Annotated in this window: 18 protein-coding genes and 2 tRNA genes; all 20 read left to right on the plus strand. The window is 63.9% G+C overall.

Annotated elements, in window-relative coordinates:
* Window positions 1–2 precede the first annotated feature (2 nt).
* The 20 genes from JMJ97_RS07655 (at window position 3) to JMJ97_RS07750 (ending at window position 24,696) form a co-directional block, all read left to right on the plus strand.
* Window positions 3–1,775, plus strand: coding sequence for a hydrogenase large subunit (locus tag JMJ97_RS07655; RefSeq protein ID WP_260699784.1), 1,773 nt, complete (start codon window positions 3–5; stop codon window positions 1,773–1,775).
* A 1-nt stretch (window position 1,776) separates the two neighbouring features.
* Window positions 1,777–2,493, plus strand: coding sequence for a formate hydrogenlyase complex iron-sulfur subunit (locus tag JMJ97_RS07660; RefSeq protein WP_196022398.1), 717 nt, complete (start codon window positions 1,777–1,779; stop codon window positions 2,491–2,493).
* 2 nt (window positions 2,494–2,495) lie between these two features.
* The gene (locus JMJ97_RS07665; RefSeq protein WP_260699786.1) at window positions 2,496–3,278 is read left to right on the plus strand and encodes an NADH-quinone oxidoreductase subunit B family protein; all 783 of its coding nucleotides are present in this window, start codon (window positions 2,496–2,498) and stop codon (window positions 3,276–3,278) included.
* A complete protein-coding gene (locus JMJ97_RS07670) occupies window positions 3,279–3,860 on the plus strand; it encodes a formate hydrogenlyase maturation HycH family protein (protein WP_260699787.1) in 582 nt (193 codons plus the stop codon). It begins immediately after the preceding gene.
* Window positions 3,860–4,363, plus strand: coding sequence for a hydrogenase maturation peptidase HycI (gene hycI, locus JMJ97_RS07675; RefSeq protein ID WP_196025392.1), 504 nt, complete (start codon window positions 3,860–3,862; stop codon window positions 4,361–4,363). Before JMJ97_RS07670 ends, hycI begins: the two co-directional genes overlap by 1 nt.
* Before the next feature lie 39 nt (window positions 4,364–4,402).
* Entirely contained in the window at window positions 4,403–5,242 is an 840-nt protein-coding gene (locus tag JMJ97_RS07680; RefSeq protein WP_260699788.1) for a formate/nitrite transporter family protein, read from the plus strand.
* 122 nt (window positions 5,243–5,364) lie between these two features.
* Window positions 5,365–7,482 (plus strand): molybdopterin-containing oxidoreductase family protein, encoded by a 2,118-nt coding sequence (locus tag JMJ97_RS07685; RefSeq protein ID WP_260699789.1) that lies wholly within the window; start codon window positions 5,365–5,367, stop codon window positions 7,480–7,482.
* Window positions 7,483–7,558: 76 nt separating this feature from the next.
* Window positions 7,559–9,016: an L-seryl-tRNA(Sec) selenium transferase gene (gene selA / locus JMJ97_RS07690; protein ID WP_260699790.1), complete on the plus strand. Its 1,458-nt coding sequence runs from the start codon at window positions 7,559–7,561 to the stop codon at window positions 9,014–9,016.
* Window positions 9,013–10,980, plus strand: coding sequence for a selenocysteine-specific translation elongation factor (gene selB / locus JMJ97_RS07695; RefSeq protein WP_260699791.1), 1,968 nt, complete (start codon window positions 9,013–9,015; stop codon window positions 10,978–10,980). The genes selA and selB overlap by 4 nt, the downstream gene beginning before the upstream one ends.
* Window positions 10,981–11,129: 149 nt before the next feature.
* Window positions 11,130–11,226: transfer RNA gene (locus JMJ97_RS07700), tRNA-Sec, on the plus strand.
* Window positions 11,227–11,380: 154 nt separating this feature from the next.
* The gene (gene mobA / locus JMJ97_RS07705; protein ID WP_260699792.1) at window positions 11,381–12,013 is read left to right on the plus strand and encodes a molybdenum cofactor guanylyltransferase; all 633 of its coding nucleotides are present in this window, start codon (window positions 11,381–11,383) and stop codon (window positions 12,011–12,013) included.
* Between the two features lie 15 nt (window positions 12,014–12,028).
* Window positions 12,029–12,424, plus strand: coding sequence for a putative Se/S carrier protein (locus tag JMJ97_RS07710; RefSeq protein WP_260699793.1), 396 nt, complete (start codon window positions 12,029–12,031; stop codon window positions 12,422–12,424).
* A 257-nt stretch (window positions 12,425–12,681) separates the two neighbouring features.
* A complete protein-coding gene (gene gdhA, locus JMJ97_RS07715; RefSeq protein WP_022095186.1) occupies window positions 12,682–14,037 on the plus strand; it encodes an NADP-specific glutamate dehydrogenase in 1,356 nt (451 codons plus the stop codon).
* 134 nt (window positions 14,038–14,171) lie between these two features.
* Entirely contained in the window at window positions 14,172–15,074 is a 903-nt protein-coding gene (locus JMJ97_RS07720) for an FAD binding domain-containing protein (protein WP_260699794.1), read from the plus strand.
* Window positions 15,074–17,905, plus strand: coding sequence for a molybdopterin-dependent oxidoreductase (locus tag JMJ97_RS07725; RefSeq protein WP_260699795.1), 2,832 nt, complete (start codon window positions 15,074–15,076; stop codon window positions 17,903–17,905). Before JMJ97_RS07720 ends, JMJ97_RS07725 begins: the two co-directional genes overlap by 1 nt.
* A gap of 138 nt (window positions 17,906–18,043) precedes the next feature.
* Window positions 18,044–18,127: transfer RNA gene (locus tag JMJ97_RS07730), tRNA-Leu, on the plus strand.
* Between the two features lie 88 nt (window positions 18,128–18,215).
* On the plus strand, window positions 18,216–19,517 hold the full coding sequence (tig, locus tag JMJ97_RS07735; protein ID WP_260699796.1) for a trigger factor: 1,302 nt from the start codon (window positions 18,216–18,218) through the stop codon (window positions 19,515–19,517).
* 163 nt (window positions 19,518–19,680) lie between these two features.
* Entirely contained in the window at window positions 19,681–20,301 is a 621-nt protein-coding gene (locus JMJ97_RS07740; protein ID WP_022095182.1) for an ATP-dependent Clp protease proteolytic subunit, read from the plus strand.
* A gap of 1 nt (window position 20,302) precedes the next feature.
* Complete coding sequence (clpX, locus tag JMJ97_RS07745) at window positions 20,303–21,712, plus strand: ATP-dependent Clp protease ATP-binding subunit ClpX (protein ID WP_260699797.1); 1,410 nt, start codon at window positions 20,303–20,305, stop codon at window positions 21,710–21,712.
* Window positions 21,713–21,999: 287 nt separating this feature from the next.
* Complete coding sequence (locus JMJ97_RS07750; protein WP_260699798.1) at window positions 22,000–24,696, plus strand: valine--tRNA ligase; 2,697 nt, start codon at window positions 22,000–22,002, stop codon at window positions 24,694–24,696.
* Window positions 24,697–24,824: the final 128 nt, after the last annotated feature.

The following is a 24,824-nucleotide window of genomic DNA, read 5'->3' on the forward strand; positions in this document are numbered from 1 at the left end:
CCATGGCAGAACCTGAAAAGAAGGACTACGCTCGTCGTTGCGAAAGCCACGTCGAGGCCCTGCGCGCCGCAGTGCCGGGCGCTATCGAGAAGGTTGAGTGGCAGTGCGAGGACCAGCTGACGATCACCGTCAAGCTGGACCGTCTGCCCGAGGCCGTCCACTACCTGTACTACGAGCGCTACGGCTGGATTCCCGTGATCATCGGCAACGATGAGCGCAGCCTGTGCGGCCGTTACGCCGTGTACTACGTCATCTCCATGGAGGGGGAGGACCCCGGCTGGGTGACCGTGCGCACCGAGGTCGATCCCGCCAAGATGACGTTCCCGTCCGTGACGCCGTTCGTCCCCGCCTGCGTGTGGGGCGAGCGCGAGCTGCGCGATATGTTTGGCCTGATCCCCGAGGGCTTGCCCGATCGTCGTCGCCTGGTGCTGCCCGATGACTGGCCCAGCGGCCTGTACCCGCTGCGCAAGGACTCCATGGACTACCGCTTCCGTCCCGCTCCCGCGAGCGACATGGAAAACTACGAGTTCTTGGCCGATACCAAGGGCAAGGAGACCACGCTCGTCCCCATGGGCCCGCTGCACATTACCTCCGACGAGCCCGGCCACTTCCGCCTGTTCGTTGACGGCGAGACGATCGTCGACGCCGACTACCGTCTGTTCTACGTGCACCGCGGCATGGAGAAGGTAGCCGAGACGCGCCTGAACTATGACGCCGTGACGTTCCTCGCCGACCGCATCTGCGGCATCTGCGGCTGCGCCCACTCGGTGGCCTATGCCGAGGCCGTCGAGCGCGCCCAGGGCATTCATGTCCCGCCGCGCGCCCAGTACATCCGTGCCATCATGCTCGAGGTCGAGCGCCTGCACTCGCATCTGCTCAACATTGGCCTTGCATCGCACTACACGGGCTTCGACTCCGGCTTCCAGCAGTTCTTCCGCGTCCGCGAGAAGTCCATGGACCTGGCCGAGAAGCTTTCCGGTCACCGCAAGACCTACGGCCTCAACGTGATCGGCGGCGTGCGTCGCGACATTTTGGCCGAGCAGAAGCTCTCCACGCTCGCGACCATCCACCAGCTGCGCTCCGAGGTTCAGGAACTCGTCGATATGCTGCTCTCCACGCCCAACTTTATTGAGCGTACGAGCGGTATCGGCATTCTGGACCGCAAGATCGCTCGCGACTTCTCGCCGGTCGGCCCGCTCATGCGTGGCTCTGGCTATGCCCGCGACGTGCGCTTTGACCATCCCTTCGACGGCTACGCCGATCCGGATGTCCAAAAGATGCATGCTGCCACGGCCGACACCTGCGATGCCTTCGGCCGTTCCGCCGTTCGCATCCAGGAGGTCTACGATTCGATCGACATGATCGAGACCATGCTCGAGAACTGCCCGTCGGGCCCCATCCTCACCACGGATTGGGAGTACACCCCGCACAAGTACGCCATCGGCGCCACCGAGGCTCCGCGCGGCGAGGACGTGCACTGGGCCATGCTCGGCAATAACCAGAAGTGCTACCGCTGGCGCGCCAAGGCCGCCACGTACAGCAACTGGCCGGTCCTGCGCTACATGTTCCGCGGCAACACCGTGGGCGACGCGGCGCTGATCGTCGGCTCGCTCGACCCGTGCTACTCCTGCACCGACCGCGTGACGGTGACCGATGTCGCCGCCAAGCGCGACCACGTGCTTGACAAGGAGCAGTTCGAGAACGTCTGGCGCGACAAGTCGCCGCTTGCGGGCGAGGGCACCATGGCCGCTCCGCTCGATGAGGAGGCGCTCTAATATGCTGAAGCTTTGGAAGGTTAACGCCAAGGCCGGCGACGCGACGGTCAAGTACCCGTTTGCGCCGTTCCCCACCAACAAGGACATGCGCGGCAAGCCCGAGCACAATGCCGAGCTCTGCATCGCCTGCGGTGCCTGCGGCGTGGCGTGCCCGGCCGATGCCATTCGCATGGACACCGACCTTGCGGCCGATACCATCACCTGGTCGATCGACTACGGTCGCTGCATCTTTTGCGGCCGTTGCGAGGAAGCCTGCCCCATGGAGGCCATCAAGCTCACCGAGGAGTTTGAGTTGGCCGTCATGAGCAAGGACGACCTCACCAGCAAGAGCGTCTACACGCTCGAGCACTGCTCGCGCTGCGGCAAGCCGTTCGCCCCGCACAAGGAGATCGACTACGCCAAGCGCCTGCTGCAAAAGGCCGGCGGCATGGAGGCCGAGCAGGCCGCCCGTACCGTCGGTATGTGCCAGGAGTGCAAGCGCGAGCTCGACGCCCTGCGCGCCGCCTCGGCCGTAAAGACCGGCAACGCGCACGGCATGGCCGCCAACGAGACGCTTGCGTCCGGTGAGCCCCAGGGCCCCGGCATGGAGTATCTGGGCGGCCACGGCGTGAACCCGGAGTATATCGACCGCGAGCTCAACCCCGATGCGCCCGAGATTCCCGCCGGTCCGGCGCCGGTCGAGGGCATCATCATGGATTTTGAAACGAAGGAGGAGTAACCATGGCCGAACCCACGCTTTTGCCCGAGCGGCTTCAGTACCGCCCGACCAAGATCGAGCTCGACGAGAGCATCGAGAAGGCCAAGGCGACCCTTCTTAAGAAGATCAAGCGCTCGGTGTACGTCTACCGTGTCGACTGCGGCGGCTGCAACGGCTGCGAGATCGAGATCTTCGGTTCCATCACGCCCGTCTTCGACGTCGAGCGCTTTGGCATCAAGGTCGTGCCCTCGCCCCGTCACGCCGACGTGCTGCTGTACACCGGTGCCGTGACGCGTGCCATGCGCATGCCGGCCCTGCGCGCCTTTGAGGCCGCACCCGATCCCAAGATCGTGGTGTCCTATGGCGCATGCGGCTGCACCGGTGGCATTTTCTACGACAACTACTGCGTCTGGGGCGGCACGGACAAGATTCTGCCGGTCGATGTCTACATCCCCGGCTGCCCGCCCAGCCCCGCGCAGACCGTCTACGGCTTTGCCATGGCGCTCGGTCTGCTGGACCAAAAGCTCCATGCCGAGACCACGGTGGAGGCCGCCGGCGAGCAGGCCGATATCCTGCACCCCGGCGTGCCGTACAAGCTGCGTGTTGCCATCGAGCGCGAAGCTCGCGCCATGAGCGGCTACCGTTACGGCCGCGACCTGGCCAACGAGTTTATGGATACGCTCGAGGGCGCGCCCAAGGGTGATATCCGCGGTGCCATGGCGCTGCTCATCGACAAGCAGGACGATCCGCGCCGCGTTGAGGTCTACTCGGCGCTGCAGGATCTGGTGCTGGCCGGAGGTCACTAGATGGAGCTCACGGACCGCTCTGGTTACTTTGCGGGTCCCGGTATGCTCGGCGGCTCCTTTGGCGATGCCTCGCGCGCAAGCGACGAGGCCGCCGAGGGCGTCGCCGACCCCTGCCTGGGCCATGCGCCCGACCAGGTGGTCTTCTATGAGCTCACGCGTAAGTTTGTGGAGACCGAGGAAGACGTTCCCCAGGAGGCCTGCGACGTGCTGTACTACACGCTCGCCGTGGGCCACCACACCGGCGTGCTCGATTGCTTTGAGCCGCGCCTGTCGGTGCCGGTGGATGTCTTCTATTCGCTCGTCGATGCGCTGCCGGAGGGGGAGGCCAAGACCAAGTTCGAGGCCATCCGCTCCTTTGGCGAGTGCCAGCTTGACAAGGCGGCGGTGCCGTCGCTGCTCGAGTCCTGCGACACGCTGCTCGACGAGCGCGGTTTTCGCGGCTCGGCCAAGGCCGGCATCTCGGTGTTCGACGACGACTTTGGCCTGCATGCCCAGCAGGTCGCGTTTCTGATGAAGTTCCGCGATCTGGTTGAGCGCGTGCGCGATGTGTCGGGCGTGTACCTGACGGGAAGGTTGCAGTAATGGGTCGCGTTGTGGATGGACGTGTGAACGGCGCCCCGTTTGCGGGTATCGTGCTCACGGCGGGAAGCGTGCTGCGTGCCGACGATGCCGCCGGCCCCGTGCTCTCCAAAAAGATGGAGGACGCGCCCATTGCCGGTTGGTACACCATCGACGGTGGCCAAACGCCCGAGGACGACATCATCGAGGTCAAGCGCGAGCGTCCGCCTCGCCTGGTCTTGGTCGATGCCGCCGACATGGCGCTGCCCGTCGGGTCTATCCGCCTGCTCGATAAGCGCGATGTGGCCCGCAAGTCGATGTTCACCACGCATTCGCTCCCTTTGTCGATTCTGATCGAGGAAATCGAGCAATCGTGCGAAGATATCGTCTTCATAGGGATTCAGCCGGGCGATACGGAGTTTTACAACCCTATGTCCCCGGAGGTCTTTGACGCCGTCGACGCCGTGTACGACGCCGTGGCCGCCAACGACTTTTCCCACTTTGTCCGCTTGGGACAAGAGCAATAGGAGCGCTTGTCCCTGCTGATTAGGAAAGAAGTGATTGACATGGCAGATTCCAAGGCGGAGTACCCCGCTCCTGATTGCCTGGCGCCCGCCGCGATCGAGGCCAAGACCGAGGCCGCCGGCGTGACCAAGGCTAACCTGCCGGTCGCAAAGGCCTTTCTGTTGGCGATGTTCGCCGGCGCGTTCATTGCCTTCGGCGGCCTGTTCTTTACCGTGTTCTTGAGCGATAGCACGCTGGGCTGGGGCGCCCAGCGCGTCGTGGGCGGCCTGTGCTTTTGCCTGGGCCTGGTGCTGGTGCTGGTGTGCGGCGCCGAGCTGTTTACTGGCAATTCGCTTATGGTCTGCGCACTCAAGAGCAAAAAGATCACCCTGGTTCAGATGCTCAAGGCTTGGGTCGTCGTATGGGTCGGTAACTTTGTCGGTGCCCTGTTCATCGTCTTTTTGGTGTATATGGCCGGCATTTATAAGCTCAACGGCGAGGCGGTCGCCAATTCCATGGTGAGCGTCGCCGCCGGCAAGGTGACGATCGACTGGGTGACGATTTTCTTCCGCGGCATCCTGTGCAACATCTTTGTGTGCCTGGCCGTGTGGATCGGTACCGCCGGCAAGACCGTGGTCGATAAGGTTGTGGGCATTCTGCTGCCCATCGCCGCCTTTGTGGCCTGCGGTTTTGAGCACTGCGTCGCCAACATGTACTTTTTGCCCATGGGTGCTGTGATGCATGCATGCGGCTACGGTGCCGACGTCGCCGGCGCCGATGCACTCAACGCTGCGGGCATTGCGTTTAACCTGTCCGCCGCCACGCTGGGCAACATCGTGGGCGGCGCGGTTCTGGTCGCGCTTGGCTACTGGTTTATCTACGCCAAGAAGTCCGAGTCGTAAGATACCGTCTGTTTGACGTTGGGCCTCCCGCGGGGCGTTGCCGTGCGGGAGGCTTTTTTGGCCTGGGGCTCGTTCCCGGGCTGTTGGCCTGTTGTGTTTGGCTTGTGAAAGGGGTAATCGAGATGGCATCTGCTGTGAAGCGTGACGGTCGCGCCGTGGTGACCACATGCGGGGGATGCTATGCCGATTGCGCCTTTGCGGCACGAGTTGAGGACGGTCGCGTGGCGGCCGAGTTGCCGGTGCCAGGGCATCCGTGCGCGGCGCGTGCCCTGTGTGCCCGCGGACGGCATCGCCTGGCAATGCCGTTTGACGAGCGCGACCGCATTGTGCACCCCATGCGCCGACGAGCTGATGGCTCGGGGTTCGATGCGATTTCCTGGGACGAGGCGTTTGCCCAGATTGCCGAGCGCCTTTTGGGGATTGTTGACGGGCATGGTCCGCGCGCGCTGGGCATGACGCTCGGCGTGCCCTCGTTCGACCGTTACTGGGCGTATCGTTTTATGCATGCGCTGGGCTCGCCCAACGTATACGGTGCCGACGGCGCCTGCGAGGTAAGCAGACTTACCGGCTGGGAGCACAGTCTGGGCTACAGCCCCGCCTCCGACCTGGCGCATACCGATTGCATCATGTATCTGGGGCGCTCCATTGTCGATTCGTCGACGATGGGGGCTGTTGATGCGCTCAACGATGCCCGTCGCCGTGGGGCGAAGATTATCGTGGTCGACCCGCGGCGCAGCGGCTCGGCTGCGCTTGCCGACCGCTGGTTGCGCGTGCGCCCGGGCTGCGACCTGGCCTTGCTGTTGGGCATTGCGCATGTCTTGATTGCCGAGGACCTGTATGACCACGAGTTCGTGACCCGCTATACCACGGGTTTTGACGAGCTGGCGAAGGCGGCGAGCGCTTGGACGCCCGAGTGGGCCGAGTCGATGTGCGACGTGCCGGCCGCAGAGATCGCCGCCACGGCGCGTGATCTGGCTGCCGCCGCGCCTGCTGCCGTGGTGGACGCCGGCTTTCATGGCGGCATTGGCATTGCGTATGCCAATAGCACCCAGACCGCGCGCGCTATCTGCTTGGTCGATGTGCTGCTGGGCTGTATTGGACATGTGGGTGGCGCGCTCAATCCGCCCACACCGCTTTCACTGGGCGACCTCGATCCCACTCGCTTTGCGACGCCGCCGGTGCCGCGCGAGCCCAAGCTGGGGTCCGAGCGCTATCCACTGGTCGATCCGGTGCGCGGACTGTGCACGACCATCGGTCAGTCGATTCTTGCCGGCGATTTGCGTGGGCTCATCGTCTATGCCAGTAACCCCGGTGCGGGCTATGGCAATGCACAGGCTTGGTTGGGTATTTTGCAGCAGCTCGACTTGCTTGTGACGATTGATATTCGTTGGTCCGAGACGGCGCGTGCTTCTGACTTCGTGCTGCCCGACGTGACGTATCTGGAGGCCGACCGCGGTGTGGGCACAGTCGTGGGCGTCAACGATTCGCGCGTGTTCTACCGCAACGCCGTGCTGCCCGTGCAGCATGACGGCACACGTCCCGGTCGGGAGATTTTTGCCGGCCTGGCGCAGGCGTGTGGCGTGGGCGAGTACTTTCGGTTTACGTCTGACGATCTGGCGGCTGCCCAGGTGGAGCCTTTTGGGATTGATCTGGACGAGCTCAAGGAGCGCGGCTGGGCCGACACGGGTGTTGCGTTGCCGTCGCGTACGGGCGAGCCGGCGATTCCCTTGGATGGCGGCAAAATTGCGCTGGCAAGCGACGTATGGGAACGAGTCGGCATGGGTCGTGTGCCCAACTGGATTGCGCCCATGGTGGAGCCCGGCCCGGGGATGTTTCGCCTCATTAGCGGCAACCGTCCCTTTGAGTCGCATACTTCGCGCAGGCTCGCGGCCCAAGGTGCCGCCGAGGCTGGATCGGACTTGGACGCCGTGCAGATGAACGCCGATGTTGCTGCACACATGGGTATCGCTGATGGCGAGGTCGTCGAGCTTGTGAGCGATATGGGCCGCGACCGCGTGCGCGTGGAGACGACGCCCTATCTGCATCCGGCGTGCATCTTCACCTCGGCCGCCCCCGGTGGGCGCTCGTTTGGCGCCGATGCCGGTGGCGCTCAAGCCTTGGGCGTGGGCCCGCTCGACCATACACCGTTGCGTTGGGACCCGTTGACGGGCGCCGCGCTCACTCAGGAAAACGCCGTTCGCGTGGAAAAGATCGCGGCGCGCGAGGATAATAGCGATTGATTGACTCAGCCGATCGGATTGGCTGATAGTTTGACGTTCGAACGATTGATTCACCTTTGGTTTTGAAAGGCCGCACATGAGCGATAGCCAGAACATGTCCGATGAGGTGCGCGCCCGCCTGCGCGCCATTCCTTCCGTCAACGAGCTGCTTGCCGAGTGGCCGGTGGTGAAGGCGGCGGGGGAGACCTGCGACGCGGTGGTGCATGCCGCCGTCACGGCCGAGCTCGATGAGGAGCGCGCCGCGATTCGTGCCGGCGCCGCCCCGCGTTCCAAGCGCGAGCTGGCCTCGGCCATCGAGTGGCGTGCGCATCGCTCCGCGCTGCCGAGCCTGCGTCCCGCCGTCAACGCCACGGGTGTGGTTATCCATACCAACTTGGGTCGCGCCCCGCTCGCGGAATCAGCTGCCAAAGCCGTGGCCGAGGTCGCGCGCGGGTATAGCACGCTCGAGTACAGCGTCGACACCTGTTCGCGCGGGTCGCGCAAGGAGCACGCCGCGCAGCTGATCCGCTCACTCACCGGTGCCGAGGACGCGCTCGTGGTCAACAACAATGCCGCCGCGGTGCTGCTGGTGCTTGCCACCCATGCCGCGGGTAAAGAGGTCATCGTCAGCCGCGGCGAGCTTGTCGAGATAGGCGGCAGCTTCCGCATCCCCGATGTCATGGCGGCTTCGGGCGCCAAGCTCGTCGAGGTCGGCGCCACCAACCGCACGCATTTGAGCGACTACGAGCGCGCCATTACGCCCGATACGGCAATGATCCTCAAGGTCCACCCTTCCAACTATCGCATCGAGGGTTTTCATGAGGAAGTGAGCTCTCGGGAGCTTGCCGCCCTGGCCCACAAGCATGGTCTGCTGTTCTACGAGGACCAGGGGTCGGGCGCGCTGTTGCCCGACGACATCTTGGTGCGTGGCGGCGAAGAAACCACGCCGGCTTCGGTTTCGGCAGGGCTCGATCTGGTGTCGTGCTCGGGCGATAAACTGCTCGGTGCCGCACAGGCGGGCATTATCATGGGCCGTCGCGATCTGGTCCAGGCCTGCGGGTTGCATCCGCTTATGCGCGCCCTGCGCCCGGGCAAGCTCGCGCTGGCGGCGCTCGAGGCTACACTGCGCATCTACATGGACGGGGCGGATGTTGCCCATCGCGAGGTGCCGGTGCTCAACATGCTCACGCTTCCGCAGGCTCATCTGGAGCGTCGCGCACGTAAGTTGCGCGATCGTATGGTCGCCGGGCTCGATAAGGCCGGTTGCCCGTGCGCCGTTCAGGTGGAGATCGTCGAGGAATCGTCGACCCCCGGTGGCGGCTCGCTGCCTACCGTGGAGCTGCCCACCATGTGCGTGGCCGTCTGCCCGGTCGACGGGCGCCTGTCCGTCGACGCGCTCAAGCGCTCGCTTGTCCAGGACTTCGACACGCCGGTCGTCACGCGAACTTCGCACGATCGCATTTTGTTTGACGTCCGTACGCTTGTGGGCGACTGCGATATCGAGACGGCGGCATCGACGCTCGTCGCATGCGTTAAGAAGGCGATCGCTCGATGAGTGAGGTTCAAGCGCTGGTGGAGTGTCCCGTTATCGTTGGTACGGCGGGTCACGTCGACCACGGCAAGTCGGCACTGATCGAGGCGCTGACCGGCAAGAATCCCGACCGTCTGGAGGTTGAGCGCCGTCGCGGTATGACCGTGGAGCTTGGCTTTGGCGAGCTGGCGCTGCCGAGTGGCAAGATCGTTGGCCTGGTCGACGTGCCGGGCCACGCGCATTACCTGCGCGCCATGGTGCAGGGTGCGACTGGCATCGACGTTGCCGTGCTGGTGGTCTCTGCCGTCGAGGGCGTTATGCCGCAGACGCGCGAGCACGTGCATGTACTGGAGCTGCTGGGTGTCACGCATATGGTGGTCGCGCTGACGATGTGCGACCTGGCCGACGCCGAGATGACCGAGCTTGCCGAGCTCGATGTCGATGACTTTTTGTCGGGTACCGTGTTTGCGGACGCGCCGATCGTGCCTGTGTCGTCCAAGACAGGCGAGGGGATCGAAAGGCTGCTCGCCGTGCTCGACGAGCAGGTTACCGCTTGCTGGGATGCCTGCCGCGTCCGTGCCGAGCTCACCGATGCCGCACCGCGTCTACCCATCGACCGCTGCTTTACGATCAAGGGCGTCGGCACTGTCGTGACGGGAACGCTGCACGATGCGCCCGTTGCGGTGGGTGACGAGCTGATGGCTTTACCGTCGCGTACGGTCTGTCGTGTGCGCGGGATTCAGGTGCATGGCGATACGCCGCGCGCGCTGCCTGGGCAACGCGTGGCGCTCAACCTGGTAGGTGACGGTGTCGCGGCACTTGACCGTGGCGAGATGCTCGGCGTGGCGGACCGCTTTGGTCAGACGTTGCGCTTTATGATGACGTTCACCTACCTGGGTCGCGAGGGCGCCAAATCGCGCGTGCTCGAGTCGGGCGCGCGCGTGCATGTGATGGCCGGCACGGCCGAGGTCGTCGGCCGCATCATGCTTTTGGAGGGCGAGGCCCCCATGGCGGTGGGCGAGACCCGTACCGTACAGGTGCGCTTGGAGGAGCCGCTGCCGCTGCGCGCCGGAGACCATGACGTGGTGCTGTCGTATTCGCCCGTTATGCTCATTGGCGGCGGGCGCGTGCTGCTTTCGCGCTGCCGTCGCTCGCGCGAGCTTTCGGCGGGGGAGCGCACACTGCTTGCGGCGCTTGAGACCGGCGATGCCGTCGCTGGTGTGGACGCGTGGCTGGCGCTGCAGACGTTGCCAGTCGTGGTCGCCGACGTTGCCGCGGCGCTCGATCTTGTTTCCGGTGAGGCCGATGCCGCGTTGAACGAGTTGGTGGTGCGAGGTGTTGTGCGCGAGCTTGCGGGCTCGGGCGGTACGCTGTATGTGAATGCCGCCGTGCTCGACGCCGCGATGGATGCCCTGGCGGCGACCCTGTCAGCCATGCATGCGGCGTCTTCCAAGGAGACGGGCTTTACGCCTGGCGCCGTTGCCCATGCTGCGTGGCCTGCCGCTGACGATACGGTTGCCGCAGCCCTGATTTCCGAGGGCTGCGCGCGTGGCGTATGCGCTGCCGAGGGGGCCGAGGTGTTCGACCCGCACTCGGCCGCCGCGGCGGCACGCGTGGTGCGCGAGGCCTGCGAACGTATCGTTGCCTTGCTGGATGAAGCCGGCCTCGATGCGCCGACGCTGCCCGAGGTTGGCGAGCAGTTGCAGCTCGATCGCGACACCATGACGCGTGCCCTGCGCGAGCTTTCGCTCAACCGCTCGATCGTTAAGGTCGAGCGCGACGTTGCCCTGTCTGCCGCCGCCGAGGCCCATGCGCGTGAGCTTGTCGCCGCCGCCATTGAGGCAGCCGGCGGCGCTGCCACCACGAGCGTGCTGCGCGAGGCCCTGGGTGTGTCGCGCAAACGTGCCATCAGCATCTTGGAACACCTGGATGCCGCGCGCTTTACGGTGCTCGACAAAGACGCCGGCGGCCTGAGGTCCCTGCGCTAGATCGGCCGCCCCGCCCCACCTCCTCAGTTGCGGTGAAATAGTTCCTATTTGGAGGCTTTGGCAGCAAATACAGGAACTATTCCACCGCAACTTCTTGTTCGTCTTTTTGGGATGGAGCCGTTTCGGTTTGGTAAAATACCGCCGCACTTGGGAACGGATGGGCTCCGGTGGGCTCCGCGGTCCTCAAAACCGTTGCGAGGCGTGCAAAACGTCTTGGATGTGTTCGATTCACATACGTTCCCGCCATACGCTACCAGCGCTTTTGTGCTCGCGGTCTTGCTGCGTGCCGCAAAGGCGCTGTTTTGTTTTTGCACGAGCTTTTCGTAGCGCCGCTATTTCGGTGGCTGTATTTAGCTTCGTGCACCGGGTTTCGAGCATGCCGATGGAGGTGTTTTGCCGTATGACTACCGTAAGACGTGCCGATCTTTCTTGTGTCGTCCAAGCGGGTGGGCTGTCCTCGCGCATGGGCTGTGATAAGGCTCGCATGGCGTTTTGCGGCGAGCCGCTCATCGAACGCGTGCTGGGTCGGCTGGCGCCAGTTGCCGGCGAGTTGGTCGTGACGACGTCGCGTCCCAGCGAGCTTGCCTACCTTGAGGAGCGCGCGTTTGGCGGCCTGGTACCGCGAATAGTGTCGGACCTTGAGGGGCCGGCGGGCGCCATGCGCGGCATCGCGAGCTCGCTGGCTGCGGCTCGGCTTCCTCATACGGCTATCGTCGCCTGTGATATGCCGTTTGTCTCGCCGGAACTCATCGGCGCGCTTGCCGATCGTGTCGAGGCCGAGGCGCTCGACGTGTGCGTGCCGCGCGAGGAGCGGGGGATTGAGCCGCTATGCGCCGTCTGGCGTCGCGAGGCCTGCGCGCCGATCGCTTGCGAGCTGCTTGCCGGTGACCGCCAGCGCATTCGCTGCCTAATCGATCGGGTGAACGCTGGATATATGGATGAGCCGCAGATCGTTAAGGCCGCGGGCTCAACGCTCTGCTTCGAGAACGTCAATACGCCCGAGGAGTTTGCGGCGGCCGAGTTACTCGCCTAGACGATTGGAGTTGCCATGTCTCACGATATCTGTCCCGACACGGGAGAACCTTGCACCTGCGATGGGTCCGAGCCCTGTACCTGCGGTTGCGGTGGTTGTGGACATACCGCGGAAGAGGAGGCTGCTGCCGCGGCGTATCGCGAGTCGCACCGCGAAGGCCCGTCCGGTGATGCCCTCGACCACGAACACAAGATCATCGTTTCGTTCGATAGCACTTACGATGTGATGGAATGCGAACAGCTGTGTCTTGCCGCCGGTGTGCCCGGGCGCATCATGCCGCTGCCCGGCTCCATCACCGCCGGCTGCGGGCTGTGCTGGGCCATGCCGTTCTCGGGCGATGCACTCGCCGCCTTCCGCGCTGCCACCGAAGGCCGCGTAACCCCCGCCGACTACCATCAGCTCGTCCTATAGCCACCAAAACCACCACATTGGGGACAGGTACCTTTGTGGTGGTTTGGAACACGTGGACGAAACAGGTTTGAAACACGGGTTTTGCACGTCAGGCATTCAAAAACGCCTCTACCTGCATCGTAATCAAAACGAAACATCTGCTCGTCCGCTTATGCGAAACTTTGCCGCAACAGTGCGATATTATCCATACTCGATAAAGTTCGCGGCGCATAGGGTGCCGCGACCAACATTTTTCGTTTCCCATCATTGGAGGAAGCATGAGCTACACGCAGAAAGTTCTCGAAGAGCTCAAGGCCCGCTATCCCGAGCAGCCTGAGTTCATCCAGGCCGCGACCGAGATCCTCGGCACCATCCAGCCGGCGCTCGACGCCCACCCCGAGTACGAGGAGGCCGCCCTGCTGGAGCGCCTCGTCGAGCCCGAGCGCATCGTCATGTTCCGTGTTCCCTGGGTCGACGACCAGGGCAAGGTCCAGGTCAACCGCGGCTACCGCGTCGAGTTCAACTCTGCCATTGGACCCTACAAGGGCGGCCTGCGCTTTAACCCGACGGTCACCCTGGGTATGCTCAAGTTCCTGGGTCTGGAGCAGATCCTCAAGAACAGCCTGACCACCCTTCCCATGGGCGGCGGCAAGGGCGGCTCCGACTTTGATCCTAAGGGCAAGTCCAACAACGAGATCATGCACTTCTGCCAGTCCTTCATGACCGAGCTCTATCGCCACATCGGCCCCAACACCGACGTTCCCGCCGGTGACCTGGGCGTTGGCGGCCGCGAGGTTGCCTACCTGTTCGGTCAGTACAAGCGCCTGACCAACGAGTGGACTGGCGTCCTTACCGGCAAGGGCCTCTCCTTTGGCGGCTCGCTCGCTCGTACCGAGGCCACCGGCTACGGCCTGGCCTACTTTGTTGACGAGTACCTCAAGAGCCGCGGCGACTCTTTCGAGGGCAAGAACGTCGTCGTTCATGGCTCCGGCAACGTCGCCATCTACGCCGTCCAGAAGGTCTCCCAGCTCGGCGGCAAGGTGCTCGCCTGCTCCGATACCCACGGCTGGGTCGAGGATCCCGACGGCATCGACTACACCGTGCTCGAGCACGTCTACAATAAGAAGCGCTCCGGCCACGACAAGGGCGTCACGCTCGCCATGTACGTTGACGAGAAGCCCAACGCCGTGTGGCACGAGGGCGACGGCCGTGGCGTTTGGCAGCTGCCCTGCGACATCGCGCTGCCCTGCGCTCGCGAGAACACGCTGCTGCTCGAGGACGCCCAGGCGCTCGTCGCCAACGGCTGCAAGGTGGTCGGCGAGGGCGCGAACATGCCCACGACCATCGAGGCCACGACCTACTTCCAGGAGAACGGCGTCGCCTTTATGCCCGGTAAGGCTGCCAACGCCGGTGGCGTGCTCGTTTCCGGCCTGGAGATGAGCCAGAATGCCGAGCACCTGTCCTGGACCTTCGAGGAGGTCGACGGCAAGCTCGAGCAGCTCATGCGCGGCATGTTCCACAACGTGGACGACACCGCCAAGGAGTACGGCCAGGAGGGCAACTTTGTCATGGGCGCCAACATCGCCGGCTTCCTGAAGGTCGCCGACGCCATGCTCGCCCAGGGCGTCTGCTAAATCTTCGCTCGACATAGCATCGCAGAAGGCTCCCAGTCATTCCGGCTGGGAGCCTTTTTCTGTGGTGGTGAGGGTCGTGCGCCCTCGTTTGGTACACTTAGAAACACTGGTCAAGTGAAGAGATGGGGGAGAACGTGCTCAAGTTCGGTACCTACGTCCGTGTTGGAAGCGCGGCCGAAGCCTATGAGCTCTTACAGAAGAACCGCAACAACAAGATTGTGGGCGGCGGCATCTGGATGCGCCTGGGTTCGCGTCGCGTGGCGACGGCGATTGACCTTTCGGCCTGCGGACTCGATCAGATCGAGGAGACCGAGACCGAGTTTCGCATCGGCGCCATGTGCACCCTGCGCCAGCTCGAGCGCCATGTCGAGCTCAACGCGCTTGTCAACAATGTCTTTGAGTTCGCCGTCCACGATATCGTGGGCGTGCAGCTGCGCAATACCGCCACGGTGGGCGGCAGCATCTACGGTCGCTTTGGCTTCTCGGACGTGCTCTCGGCCTTTTTGGCGCTCGATTCCTATGTTGAGCTGACGGGCGCCGGCCGCGTGCCGCTCGCCGAGTTCGTGGACATGGGCTATGTGCGCGACGTGATCGAGCACGTCGTGGTCGTTAAGCACGACTACCGTGCGAGCTATGAGGCCGTGCGCAAGGCCGCGACCGACTTCCCCTCCTTAAACGTCACCGCCGCCTGGTGGGACAACAGCTGGCATGTCACCGTAGGCGCCCGCCCGCTGCGCGCGACCCTGCTGCAGGGCGAGGCATGTGGCCTTACCGCCGAGCAGCCTTCCGAGGACGAGCTGCGCGCCCTGGCCGCATCCGTGCGTGCCCTGAGCTACGGCACCAACATGTGGGGCTCGGCTGACTACCGCCGTCGCATCTCGGCCCCGCTGGCGATTCAGGCCGTGCGCCGCGCCGCCGGCATCGAGCTTTCGGCTGCGCTTGCCCGCGAGCTCGAGACCGTGCAAGCGCCCAAGTTTGCCACGGACGAGTATTCCTGCCGCCGCGTGCCCGGCGTCGATTCTAGCGAGGTGCGCTAATGGCTGCCAAACTCATCGATCTTTCCTTTACGCTCAACGGCCGCAAAGTCAAGGTTCAGATTGCCCCCGACACCATGCTCTTTGCGTTGCTGCGAGAGCAGGGTTGCGCGTCGGTGCGCTGCGCCTGCGAGACCACCAACTGCGGCCTGTGTACGGTGTGGCTCGACGGCGATCCGGTGCTGAGCTGCTCGGTTCCCGCCGCTCGTGTTGAGGGCCACGCCATCACCACGCTCGAGGGCCTTAAGGCCGAGTCCGAGGCACTGGCCCGTGCGATGGCTGCCGAAGGTGCCGAGCAGTGCGGTTTTTGCGCCCCCGGCCTTATTATGAACGTGCTGGCGCTCGCCCGCGCCGCCAAGGAGGACCCAAGCCTCGTCGCCACGCGCGAGGAGCTCTCGCGCCAGCTCGCCGGCAACCTCTGCCGTTGCAGCGGCTACGAGAGCCAGCTGCGCGCCATCGTCCGCTTTCTCAACGAGTTCGGCGTGCAGGTGGGCTTCGAGATGCCCGAGCTGCCGGTCAATAACACCAGCTCCGACGGTGTCGCGTACAAGCAGATTACTCATAAGCAGCCCAAGAAGGACTCGAAGGCGCTGCTCGAGGGACGTCCCGTCTACACGGGCGACCTGGTGCCTGCCGGTGCTCTGATCGTCAAGCTCAAGCGCAGCCCGTATGCCCGCGCCAAGATCCGCTCCATCGATACGTCTCGCGCCCTTAAGGTGCCGGGCGTCGTGGGCGTCTACACCTACGAGGACGTGCCCAAGCGCCGCTTTACCATCGCCGGACAGAGCTATCCGCAGCCGAGTCCCTACGACCGCCTGATTCTCGAGAATCTGGTGCGCTACCAAAACGAGGAGGTGGCGATCGTTGCCGCCGAGACCGAGGAGGCCGCCGACAAGGCGCTCAAGCTCATCAAGGTCGACTACGAGGTGCTCGAGCCGCTGCTCGACTTTACCCAGGCACTCGATAACGACATCGTGGTCCACCCCGAGGGCGACGTGACCTTTATGTTCCCGCAGGGCGGCGATGTTTCGCGCAACCTGGTTTGCAGCGGTACCAGCGATTTTGGCGACTTGGACGAGGCCTTCGCCCAGAGTGACATCGTCTTCACCCGCGCCTACACCAGCCAGGCCACGCAGACCGCGCCCATGGAGACCTTCCGCGCCTTCGCGACGACCGACGCGTTCGGGCGCATCTCGGTGACCACCTCTACGCAGGTGCCCTTCCACGTGCGCCGCATGGTCGCTCAGTCGCTCGACATCCCGCAGTCGCAGGTGCAGGTCATTAAGCCGCGCATCGGCGGCGGTTTTGGCTCCAAGCAGACGGGCTGCTGCGAGATCTTCGTGGCGTTCGTCACCCAGCAGACCGGCCGTCCGAGCTATTGCTGCTACACCCGCGAGGAGACCATCACTGCAGGCAACTCGCGTCACCAGATGCAGATGACCGTTAAGCTGGGCGCCATGAACGACGGCACTATCACGGCCATCGACCTGCACACACTGTCCAACGCCGGCGCCTATGGCGAGCACGCCACCACGACGATCGGCCTTTCGGGCCACAAGAGCTTGCCCATCTACAACCACGTGAAGGCGAGCCGCTTTAGTTGGGACGCCGTCTACACCAACACCAACCGCGGTGGCGCGTATCGCGGCTACGGTGCCACCCAGGGCCAGTTTGCCGTGGAGAGTGCCGTCAACGAGCTCGCCGACATGCTGCACATGGACCCCGCCGACCTGCGCCTTAAGAACATCGTGCGCGAGGGCGAGGTCATGCCGCAGTATTACAACGAGAAGCTTAACGCCTGCGCGCTCGACCGCTGCCTGCTGCGCGCGATGGACATGATCGGTTGGCGCGACAAGCCTCTGGCCGTGGACCTGGGCGACCGCGTGCGCGCCCTTGGCTGCGCGCTCACCATGCAGGGCTCGGGCATCTCCAACGTGGATATCGCCGGCATCGACATGCGCCTGGAAGAGGATGGATTCATTACCATCGGCACCGGCGCCACCGATAACGGCATGGGCGTCGACACGATCCTGGCGCAGATTGCCGCCGAGGAGCTGGGCGTTGAGAGCTCGCTGATCGTGGTGCGCGGCGTGGACACCGACGTGTCGCCGTTTGATGCCGGCTCGTACGCGAGCTCGGGCACGTACGTGACGGGCCTTGCCGCCAAGAACGCCGCAACCGAGCTGCGTGAGAAGATTTGCGCCAAGGCTGCCCAGATGTGGGACGTGGACGCCGCCGACGTGGTCTTTGATGGCCAGTACGTGCGCCTGTCCGACGAGCGTGCCGCGCGCGAGCAGAACCGCTATCTCACGCTGCGCGACTTTGCCAACCTGTGCGTCAAGAACATCGCGGGCGGCGACGCGCTCACCTCGCATGCCTCTGCCTGCCTGCCCGTTTCGCCTCCGCCGTTTATGGCCGGCATTGCCGAGGTCGAGGTCGACAAGGCCACCGGCAAGGTGACTGTGGTGGACTATGCGGCGGCCGTCGACTGCGGCACCGTGATCAACGAGGCGCTCGCGCGCGTCCAGGCCGAGGGCGGCATTGCCCAGGGTATTGGTCACGCGCTCTACGAGATTGTCGAGCACGACGACCGCGGCCGCCTGCGCACCGGCAACTTTATGAGCTACAAGCTGCCCACGCGCCTGGATATCGGTAGCATTCGCGTGGCCTTTGAGCCGAGCTACGAGCCGACGGGCCCGTTTGGCGCCAAGTCGATCGGCGAGGTCGTCATCAACACGCCGCTCGCCGCCGTGGCCTCGGCCGTGGCGCACGCGACCGGCCATCAGGTCCGCTCGCTGCCCATCACGCCCGAGAAGGCCCTGCTGGGGGAGTAGCGGGTCAGCGAACAAGTCGTAATTGGCGGGGCGGGGCAACTCGCCCCGCCTTTTGCACTCATGGTGAGGTCGTGAGCTAAAAACGTGTGCGTGCGCTTGCCGCTCGTATCTGCTATCATTCCAAATCTGTGCGCTCATGCGGGCGTGGCGGAATTGGTAGACGCGCCAGATTTAGGTTCTGGTGGGATTCCCGTGAAGGTTCGAGTCCTTTCGCCCGCACCAACGCACCCGCGTCGGCCCTGGCCGTCGCGACACTTTGTTGCATATAGGTACCAGCACCTCAGATAAGCTGGGCAGTATGAGGAGGAACGTGTTGAACATCACCGCTTCTGACGTCAAGGACGCCAAGCTCACCGCTACGGTCACCATCCCGGCCGCCGACGTCGACGCCGCGATCAAGAAGGCCTACAAGGACACCGCCAAGAAGTACCGCTTCCCGGGCTTCCGCGCCGGTAAGGCCCCCCGTCCGGTCATCGACTCCGCTCTTGGCGCCGAGGCTACCCTCGCTCAGGCCACCAACGACCTGATCGCCGCCAACGAGCCCGCCGTCCTCAACGAGCTGGACATCGTCCCCACCAAGAACGGTGACTACAAGGAGCTCGACCTCGCCAAGGATCACGAGGACTACACCTACACCGTCGAGTTCTCCCTGCGTCCCGCCGCTGAGCTCTCCTCCTTCGACGCCGTCGAGATCGAGATGCCCCCTGCGGAGGTCACCGAGTCCGAGATCAACAACCAGGTCGAGATGCTCCTCAACTACCGTGCCACCTTCGAGGACGTCGAGGGTCGCGCCGTCGAGGCCGAGGACTACGTCACCGTCGACCTCAAGGCCGTCGAGAACGCCGACAGCTTTGCCGCCGAGGGCCGCATGCTCATCGCCGGTAGCGACAGCAACCCCAAGGAGTTCAACGAGGCCCTGATCGGCGCTAACGTTGACGACGTCAAGACCGTCACCTGGACCGACGAGGTCGAGGAGGGCGAGGAGGCCGAGACCCACACCGTTGAGGTCACCGTCAAGGGCATCAAGGTCCGCAACACCCCCGAGCTCACCGACGAGCTCGTCAAGTCCGACTTTGGCTTCGACAGCATCGACGCTATGCGGGACGCCATCGAGATCGAGATCGAGCAGGACAAGGCTTCCCGTCTCCCGGCCGAGAAGGAGAACCGTTGCGTCTCCGCTCTCGCCGAGCGTCTGCAGCTCGACGAGATGGACGCCGACTACGAGCAGTCCGTCTTTGAGGAGCTTGGCCAGAACTTCCTGTCCAACCTCGCTGCCCGCGGCATGACGCTGGACACCTGGCTGCCCGCTTCCGGCCTGACCATGGAGCAGTTCATCGGCGACCTGCACAAGCAGGCCAACGACGTTGCCCGCGAGTCCCTGGCTCTCGACGCTCTTGCCCGCGAGCTCAAGATCGAGGTCACCGAGGACGACATCAACGCCGAGTTCGAGAAGGCCGGCGTCAAGGACGTCGAGGCTTCCAAGGCCGAGTTCATCGCCGATGGCCGCATGCCTGCCGTCCGCGAGTCCATCCGTCGCTCCAAGGCCGTCGACCACCTGGTCGAGAACGCCAAGGTGACTGAGGTCGACGAGACCGCCAAGGACGCCGAGTAATTCTCGCCACCTTGCCCGCGAGCGCTTGCGTGCGCCCGTGATGGGGTAAAGTTATACACCGGTTATCCGGTTGCTTCGTACGGTGCCAGCCAATGCATAGCATGCGGGCACCGTACGTTTATCTAGAACCAATTTGGTCCGCAAGAGAGAAATGGAGATGCGTATGATCGCTAAGTTCGATTCCGCCCTCGTGCCATACGTTATCGAGCAGACGCCGCGCGGTGAGCGCAGCTACGATATCTATTCGCGCCTGCTCAACGACCGCATCATCTTCTTGGGCGAGGAGATCAACTCCGTCAGCGCCAACCTGGTCGTTGCCCAGTTGCTGCATCTTGAGAGCCAGGATGCCGAGAAGGATATCTCGCTCTACATCAATTCGCCCGGTGGCGAGGTCTACTCCGGCCTGGCGATTCTGGACACCATGAACTTTATCAAGCCGCAGGTCTCCACCATCTGCGTCGGTATGGCCGCGTCTATGGCCGCCGTGCTGCTTTCGGCCGGCGCCAAGGGCAAGCGCTTCTGCCTGCCGCACTCCAAGGTGATGATTCATCAGCCCAGCGGCGGTGCCCAGGGCCAGCAGACCGAGATCGAGATCGTGGCCGAGGAGATTAAGAAGACCCGCCGCGAGCTCAACCAGATCCTGTCCGACGCCTCGGGCCAGCCCATCGAGAAAGTCCAGGCCGATACCGAGCGCGACAACTACCTGACCGCTGCCGAGGCCCTCGACTACGGCCTGATCGATCGTATTGTCACCTCGCGTGACCTTGCCGCGAAGGACGCCTAGGATGGCCGGTAACATGCAGGACGGCTTCGACGAGAACGGCAACCCCATCCGCTGCTCCTTCTGCGGAAAAGAGCAGGGCCAGGTCCGTCGTCTCGTAAAGGGCCCGACCAACATCTTTATCTGCGACGAGTGCGTCGCTGCCTGTTCCGAGATCCTGGAGGAGTCGCTGGCTTCGGACTTTATGGACGCAGCCCGCAACGGCAAGCTGCCGGGCTTCCTCAACGATCACGGCCAGGCTGCCGGGCAGCCCGCCATGGATCCCGAGGCCGAGGGCTTTGAGCTCGAGGACGATGCCCGCCAGGTCATTACGCATGTGCCGACGCCGCACGAGATCTATGACGAGCTCTCGGCTTATGTCATGGGCCAGGAGGACGCCAAGCGCGCCATGTCGGTTGCCGTGTACAACCACTACCGCCGCGTGATCGAGGGCGGCGCCGCGCTTTCGGCCTTTGACGACGGTTTGGACTCGCAGCTTGACGATGATATGGACGAGGTGGAGCTCGCCAAGTCCAACATCTTGCTGCTCGGTCCCACCGGTACCGGTAAGACCCTGCTCGCCCAGACGCTTGCGCGTATCCTCGAGGTGCCGTTTGCCATCGCCGACGCCACCGCGCTTACCGAGGCCGGCTACGTGGGCGAGGACGTGGAGAACATCCTGCTCAAGCTCATCAATGCCGCCGATGGCGATATCGAGCGCGCGCAGGTCGGCATTATCTACGTGGACGAGATCGACAAGATCGCCCGCAAGGCAGAGAACCTCTCCATTACCCGCGACGTTTCGGGCGAGGGCGTTCAGCAGGCGCTGCTTAAGATTCTTGAGGGCACGGTGGCAAGCGTTCCGCCCACCGGCGGCCGCAAGCATCCCCAGCAGGAGCTGCTGCAGATCGACACGACCAACATTCTGTTCATCTGCGGCGGTGCCTTTGTGGGTCTGGACAAGATCATTGCCGACCGTGTGGGCAACAAGGGCGTGGGCTTTAACTCCGAGATCGCCGGCCCCACCTCGGTCGACGAGAACGACCTGCTGCGCCAGGTGCTCCCGCAGGACCTCAACGCCTTTGGCATGATCCCCGAGTTCGTGGGCCGTACGCCCGTCGTCACCCAGACGCAGGCGCTCGACGAGGACGACCTGGTGTCGATCCTGACCGAGCCCAAGAACGCCGTGGTGCGTCAGTACCGCAAGATGTTCCAGCTCGAGGACGTTGAGCTTGAGTTTGAGGACGCCGCCCTGCACGAGATCGCCCGCATGGCGCTTGCCCGCAAGACCGGCGCCCGCGGCCTGCGCTCCATCTGCGAGGACGTGCTGCAGCAGACGATGTTCGACCTGCCCAGCGAGGAGGGCGTCACCAAGGTCATCGTGACCGAAGCCTCCGTAAAGGGCGAAGAACAGCCCCAACGCATCTACGGCTAAAACCTGCCAAAACGTGTTTGCAAATAGCCTCCGACCACCCGCGGTCGGAGGCTATTTTATAGATACGCAATAACCCCAACTACCTGTGCTATTCTGTGTGTTTGTTTAAGCCTCGGCAAAGTCAATTCAGACTGAAGTAATCGATACCTAAGGGGAGGAATGTAGGCCCGATTTTCGTAGATTCCGCACGAGCCGAAGACCACGTAATGTGGTCTTCGAGCGAGCCCAGGACCTGACCGAGCGAAAATCGGCCCTACATTCCTCCCCGACGGGCAAGGGAGAGATATATGGAAGAAATGCCCAAGAACTACGATCCGTCGACCAACGAGCCGGCGATCCTGCAGAAGTGGCTCGACGGCGGCTACTACAAGCGCCGTGAGGGCGTGGGCGACTGCACCGTCACCATTCCGCCTCCCAACGTGACCGGCAAGCTCCACATGGGTCACGCCACCGACGACTCCATCCAGGACGCCATCATCCGTATGGCTCGCATGCGCGGCAAGTCCACGCGCTGGGTACTGGGCACCGACCATGCCGGTATCGCCACGCAGACCAAGGTCGACAAGAAGCTCAAGAGCGAGGGCATTAGCCGCCTGGAGATCGGCCGCGATAAGTTTGTCGACGCCTGCTGGGATTGGACCCACGAGTACGGCGGCATCATCGTCGAGCAGATCAAGCGTATGGGCTGCTCCGTCGACTTCGACAACGAGCGCTTCACCATGGACGAGGACTACGCCCAGGCCGTGCGCAAGGTGTTCTGCGACTGGTACCACGATGGCCTGATCTACCGCGGCAAGCGCATCGTTAACTGGTGCCCCAACTGCACCACCGCCATCTCGGACGACGAGGCGGAGTACAAGGACGAGAAGGGCCACCTGTGGCACCTGCGTTACCCGCTGACCGAGCCGGTCAACGGCCAGGACTACATCGTCGTCGCCACCACGCGCCCCGAGACCATGCTCGGCGACACGGGCGTCGCCGTCTCCCCGAAGGACCCCGAGAAGGCTGCCTTTGTGGGTAAGACCGTCAAGCTCCCCATCGTCGACCGCGAGATCCCCATCTTTGAGGATTGGCATGTCGACGCCAACTTTGGCTCCGGCTTCGTCAAGGTCACCCCGGCCCACGACCCCAACGATTACGCCATGGGTCAGGCCCACGACCTGCCGCAGATCAATATCTTCGACGAGCACGCGGTAGTCGTCGAGGGCTACGGCGAGTTTACTGGCATGAACCGCGACGAGTGCCGCGAGGCCGTCATCAAGTGGTTTGAGGAGCACGACCTGCTCGATCACGTCGAGGACCTCGACCACTCCGTCATGCACTGCTACCGTTGCGACTCCGCGCTGGAGCCGTGGCTGTCCGAGCAGTGGTTTGTGGCTGTCGACAAGCTCAAGGGGCCGGCGCTCGACGCCGTCAACTCCGGCAAGGTCACCTTCCACCCCGCGCGCTGGACGCAGACCTACACCACCTGGATGGAGAACCTTAAGGACTGGTGCATCAGCCGCCAGCTGTGGTGGGGCCACCGCATCCCCGTGTTCTACTGCGAGGACTGTGGCTGGGAGGACGCCCTGACCGAGGACACCGACGTGTGCCCCAAGTGCGGCGGCCATCACGTGCATCAGGACGAGAACGTGCTGGACACCTGGTTCAGCTCGCAGCTGTGGACCTTCGCCACGCAGGGCTGGCCGCAAAAGCCGGAGCTGCTCGAGGGCCATCACCCCACGACGGCGCTCGTCACCGCGCGCGACATCATCGCGCTGTGGGTCGCCCGCATGGTCATGAGCTCGCTGTACTTCCTGGACGAGGTGCCGTTTAAGGACGTCGTCATCTACCCGACGATCCTGGCCAAGGACGGCAGCCGCATGTCCAAGTCCAAGGGCAATGGCGTTGACCCCATGGACCTCATCGGTATGTACGGCGCCGACGCCATGCGCTTCAACCTGCTCACGCTGTGCACCAACAACCAGGACGTTAAGTTCGACGCGAACATCGACAAGAAGACCAAGAAGCTCATCGACAGTCCGCGCACCGAGCAGGCCAAGTCGTTCGTCACCAAGATTTGGAACGCCAGCCGCTTCCTGCTCATGAACATGGAGGGCTACACGCCCGGCGAGCCCGTTGTGGAGACGCCGGCAGACGCCTGGATGTTCAGCCGCCTGGCCAAGGCCGTGAAGATGGTCACCGAGGGTATTGAGAACTACACCTTTGGCGATATGGCCCGCGGCGTGCAGCAGTTCTTCTGGAACGAGGTCTGCGATTGGTACGTCGAGGTCACTAAGGCCCGCCTGAAGGGCGAAGGCCGTCTGCAGGCGCAGCGCAACCTGATCTTTGTGCTCGACACCTCCATTCGCCTGATGCACCCGCTTATGCCGTTTGTCACCGAGGAGATCTGGGACAACATGCCGGCGAGCGTGCTCGATCTGGACGCCGAGGGCAACGTGCACCGCGCCGAGGCACTCATGATCGCCAAGTGGCCCGAGCCCGCCGACTACGCCAAGTATGTCGACGAGGAAGCCGAGCGCGCGTTTGAGCTGTGCCGCGCCGTCGTTTCCGCCGCCCGCGCCACGCGTTCGCGCTATCGCCTGAGCCCCAAGGCCGAGCTCGACGTGGTCGTGCGCGCCGGTGCCGAGGACATCGAGAAGCTCGAGAGCCTGCGCTCCACGATTGAGCCGCTGGCCAACACGGCTTCGCTGGTCATGGGTACCGACGTCGAGAAGCCGGCTGCGAGCATCGCCGTGGTCGATAGCGGCGTCGAGGCCTTTGTGGTGCTCGAGGGCAAGGTCGACCTTTCGGCCGAGAAGGCACGCTTGGAGAAGGAGATCGCCGCGGCTCAGAAGGAGCTTGCCGGCTGCGAGAAGACGCTCGCCAACGAGGGCTTTGTGGCCAAGGCCGCGCCCGCGGTGGTCCAGAAGAAGAGGGACCGTGCAGCTGAGCTCAAGGAGATCCTGGCGGCGCTGACTGCTCAGGTTGCTGACTTCTCGTAGGTCTTACTGAGGGGCGCGTCCCGACGCTTTGCTCGCTACTGCGGACAGTCCTGCGCAAGACGGACAGCACATTAAGTGCTGTCCTTTGCGTGCGGAACTTGTATCGAGCAAAGCGTCGGGCCGCTCCT

This window comes from Collinsella aerofaciens, assembly GCF_025289055.1.
In the GTDB taxonomy this organism is placed as follows: Bacteria; Actinomycetota; Coriobacteriia; order Coriobacteriales; family Coriobacteriaceae; genus Collinsella.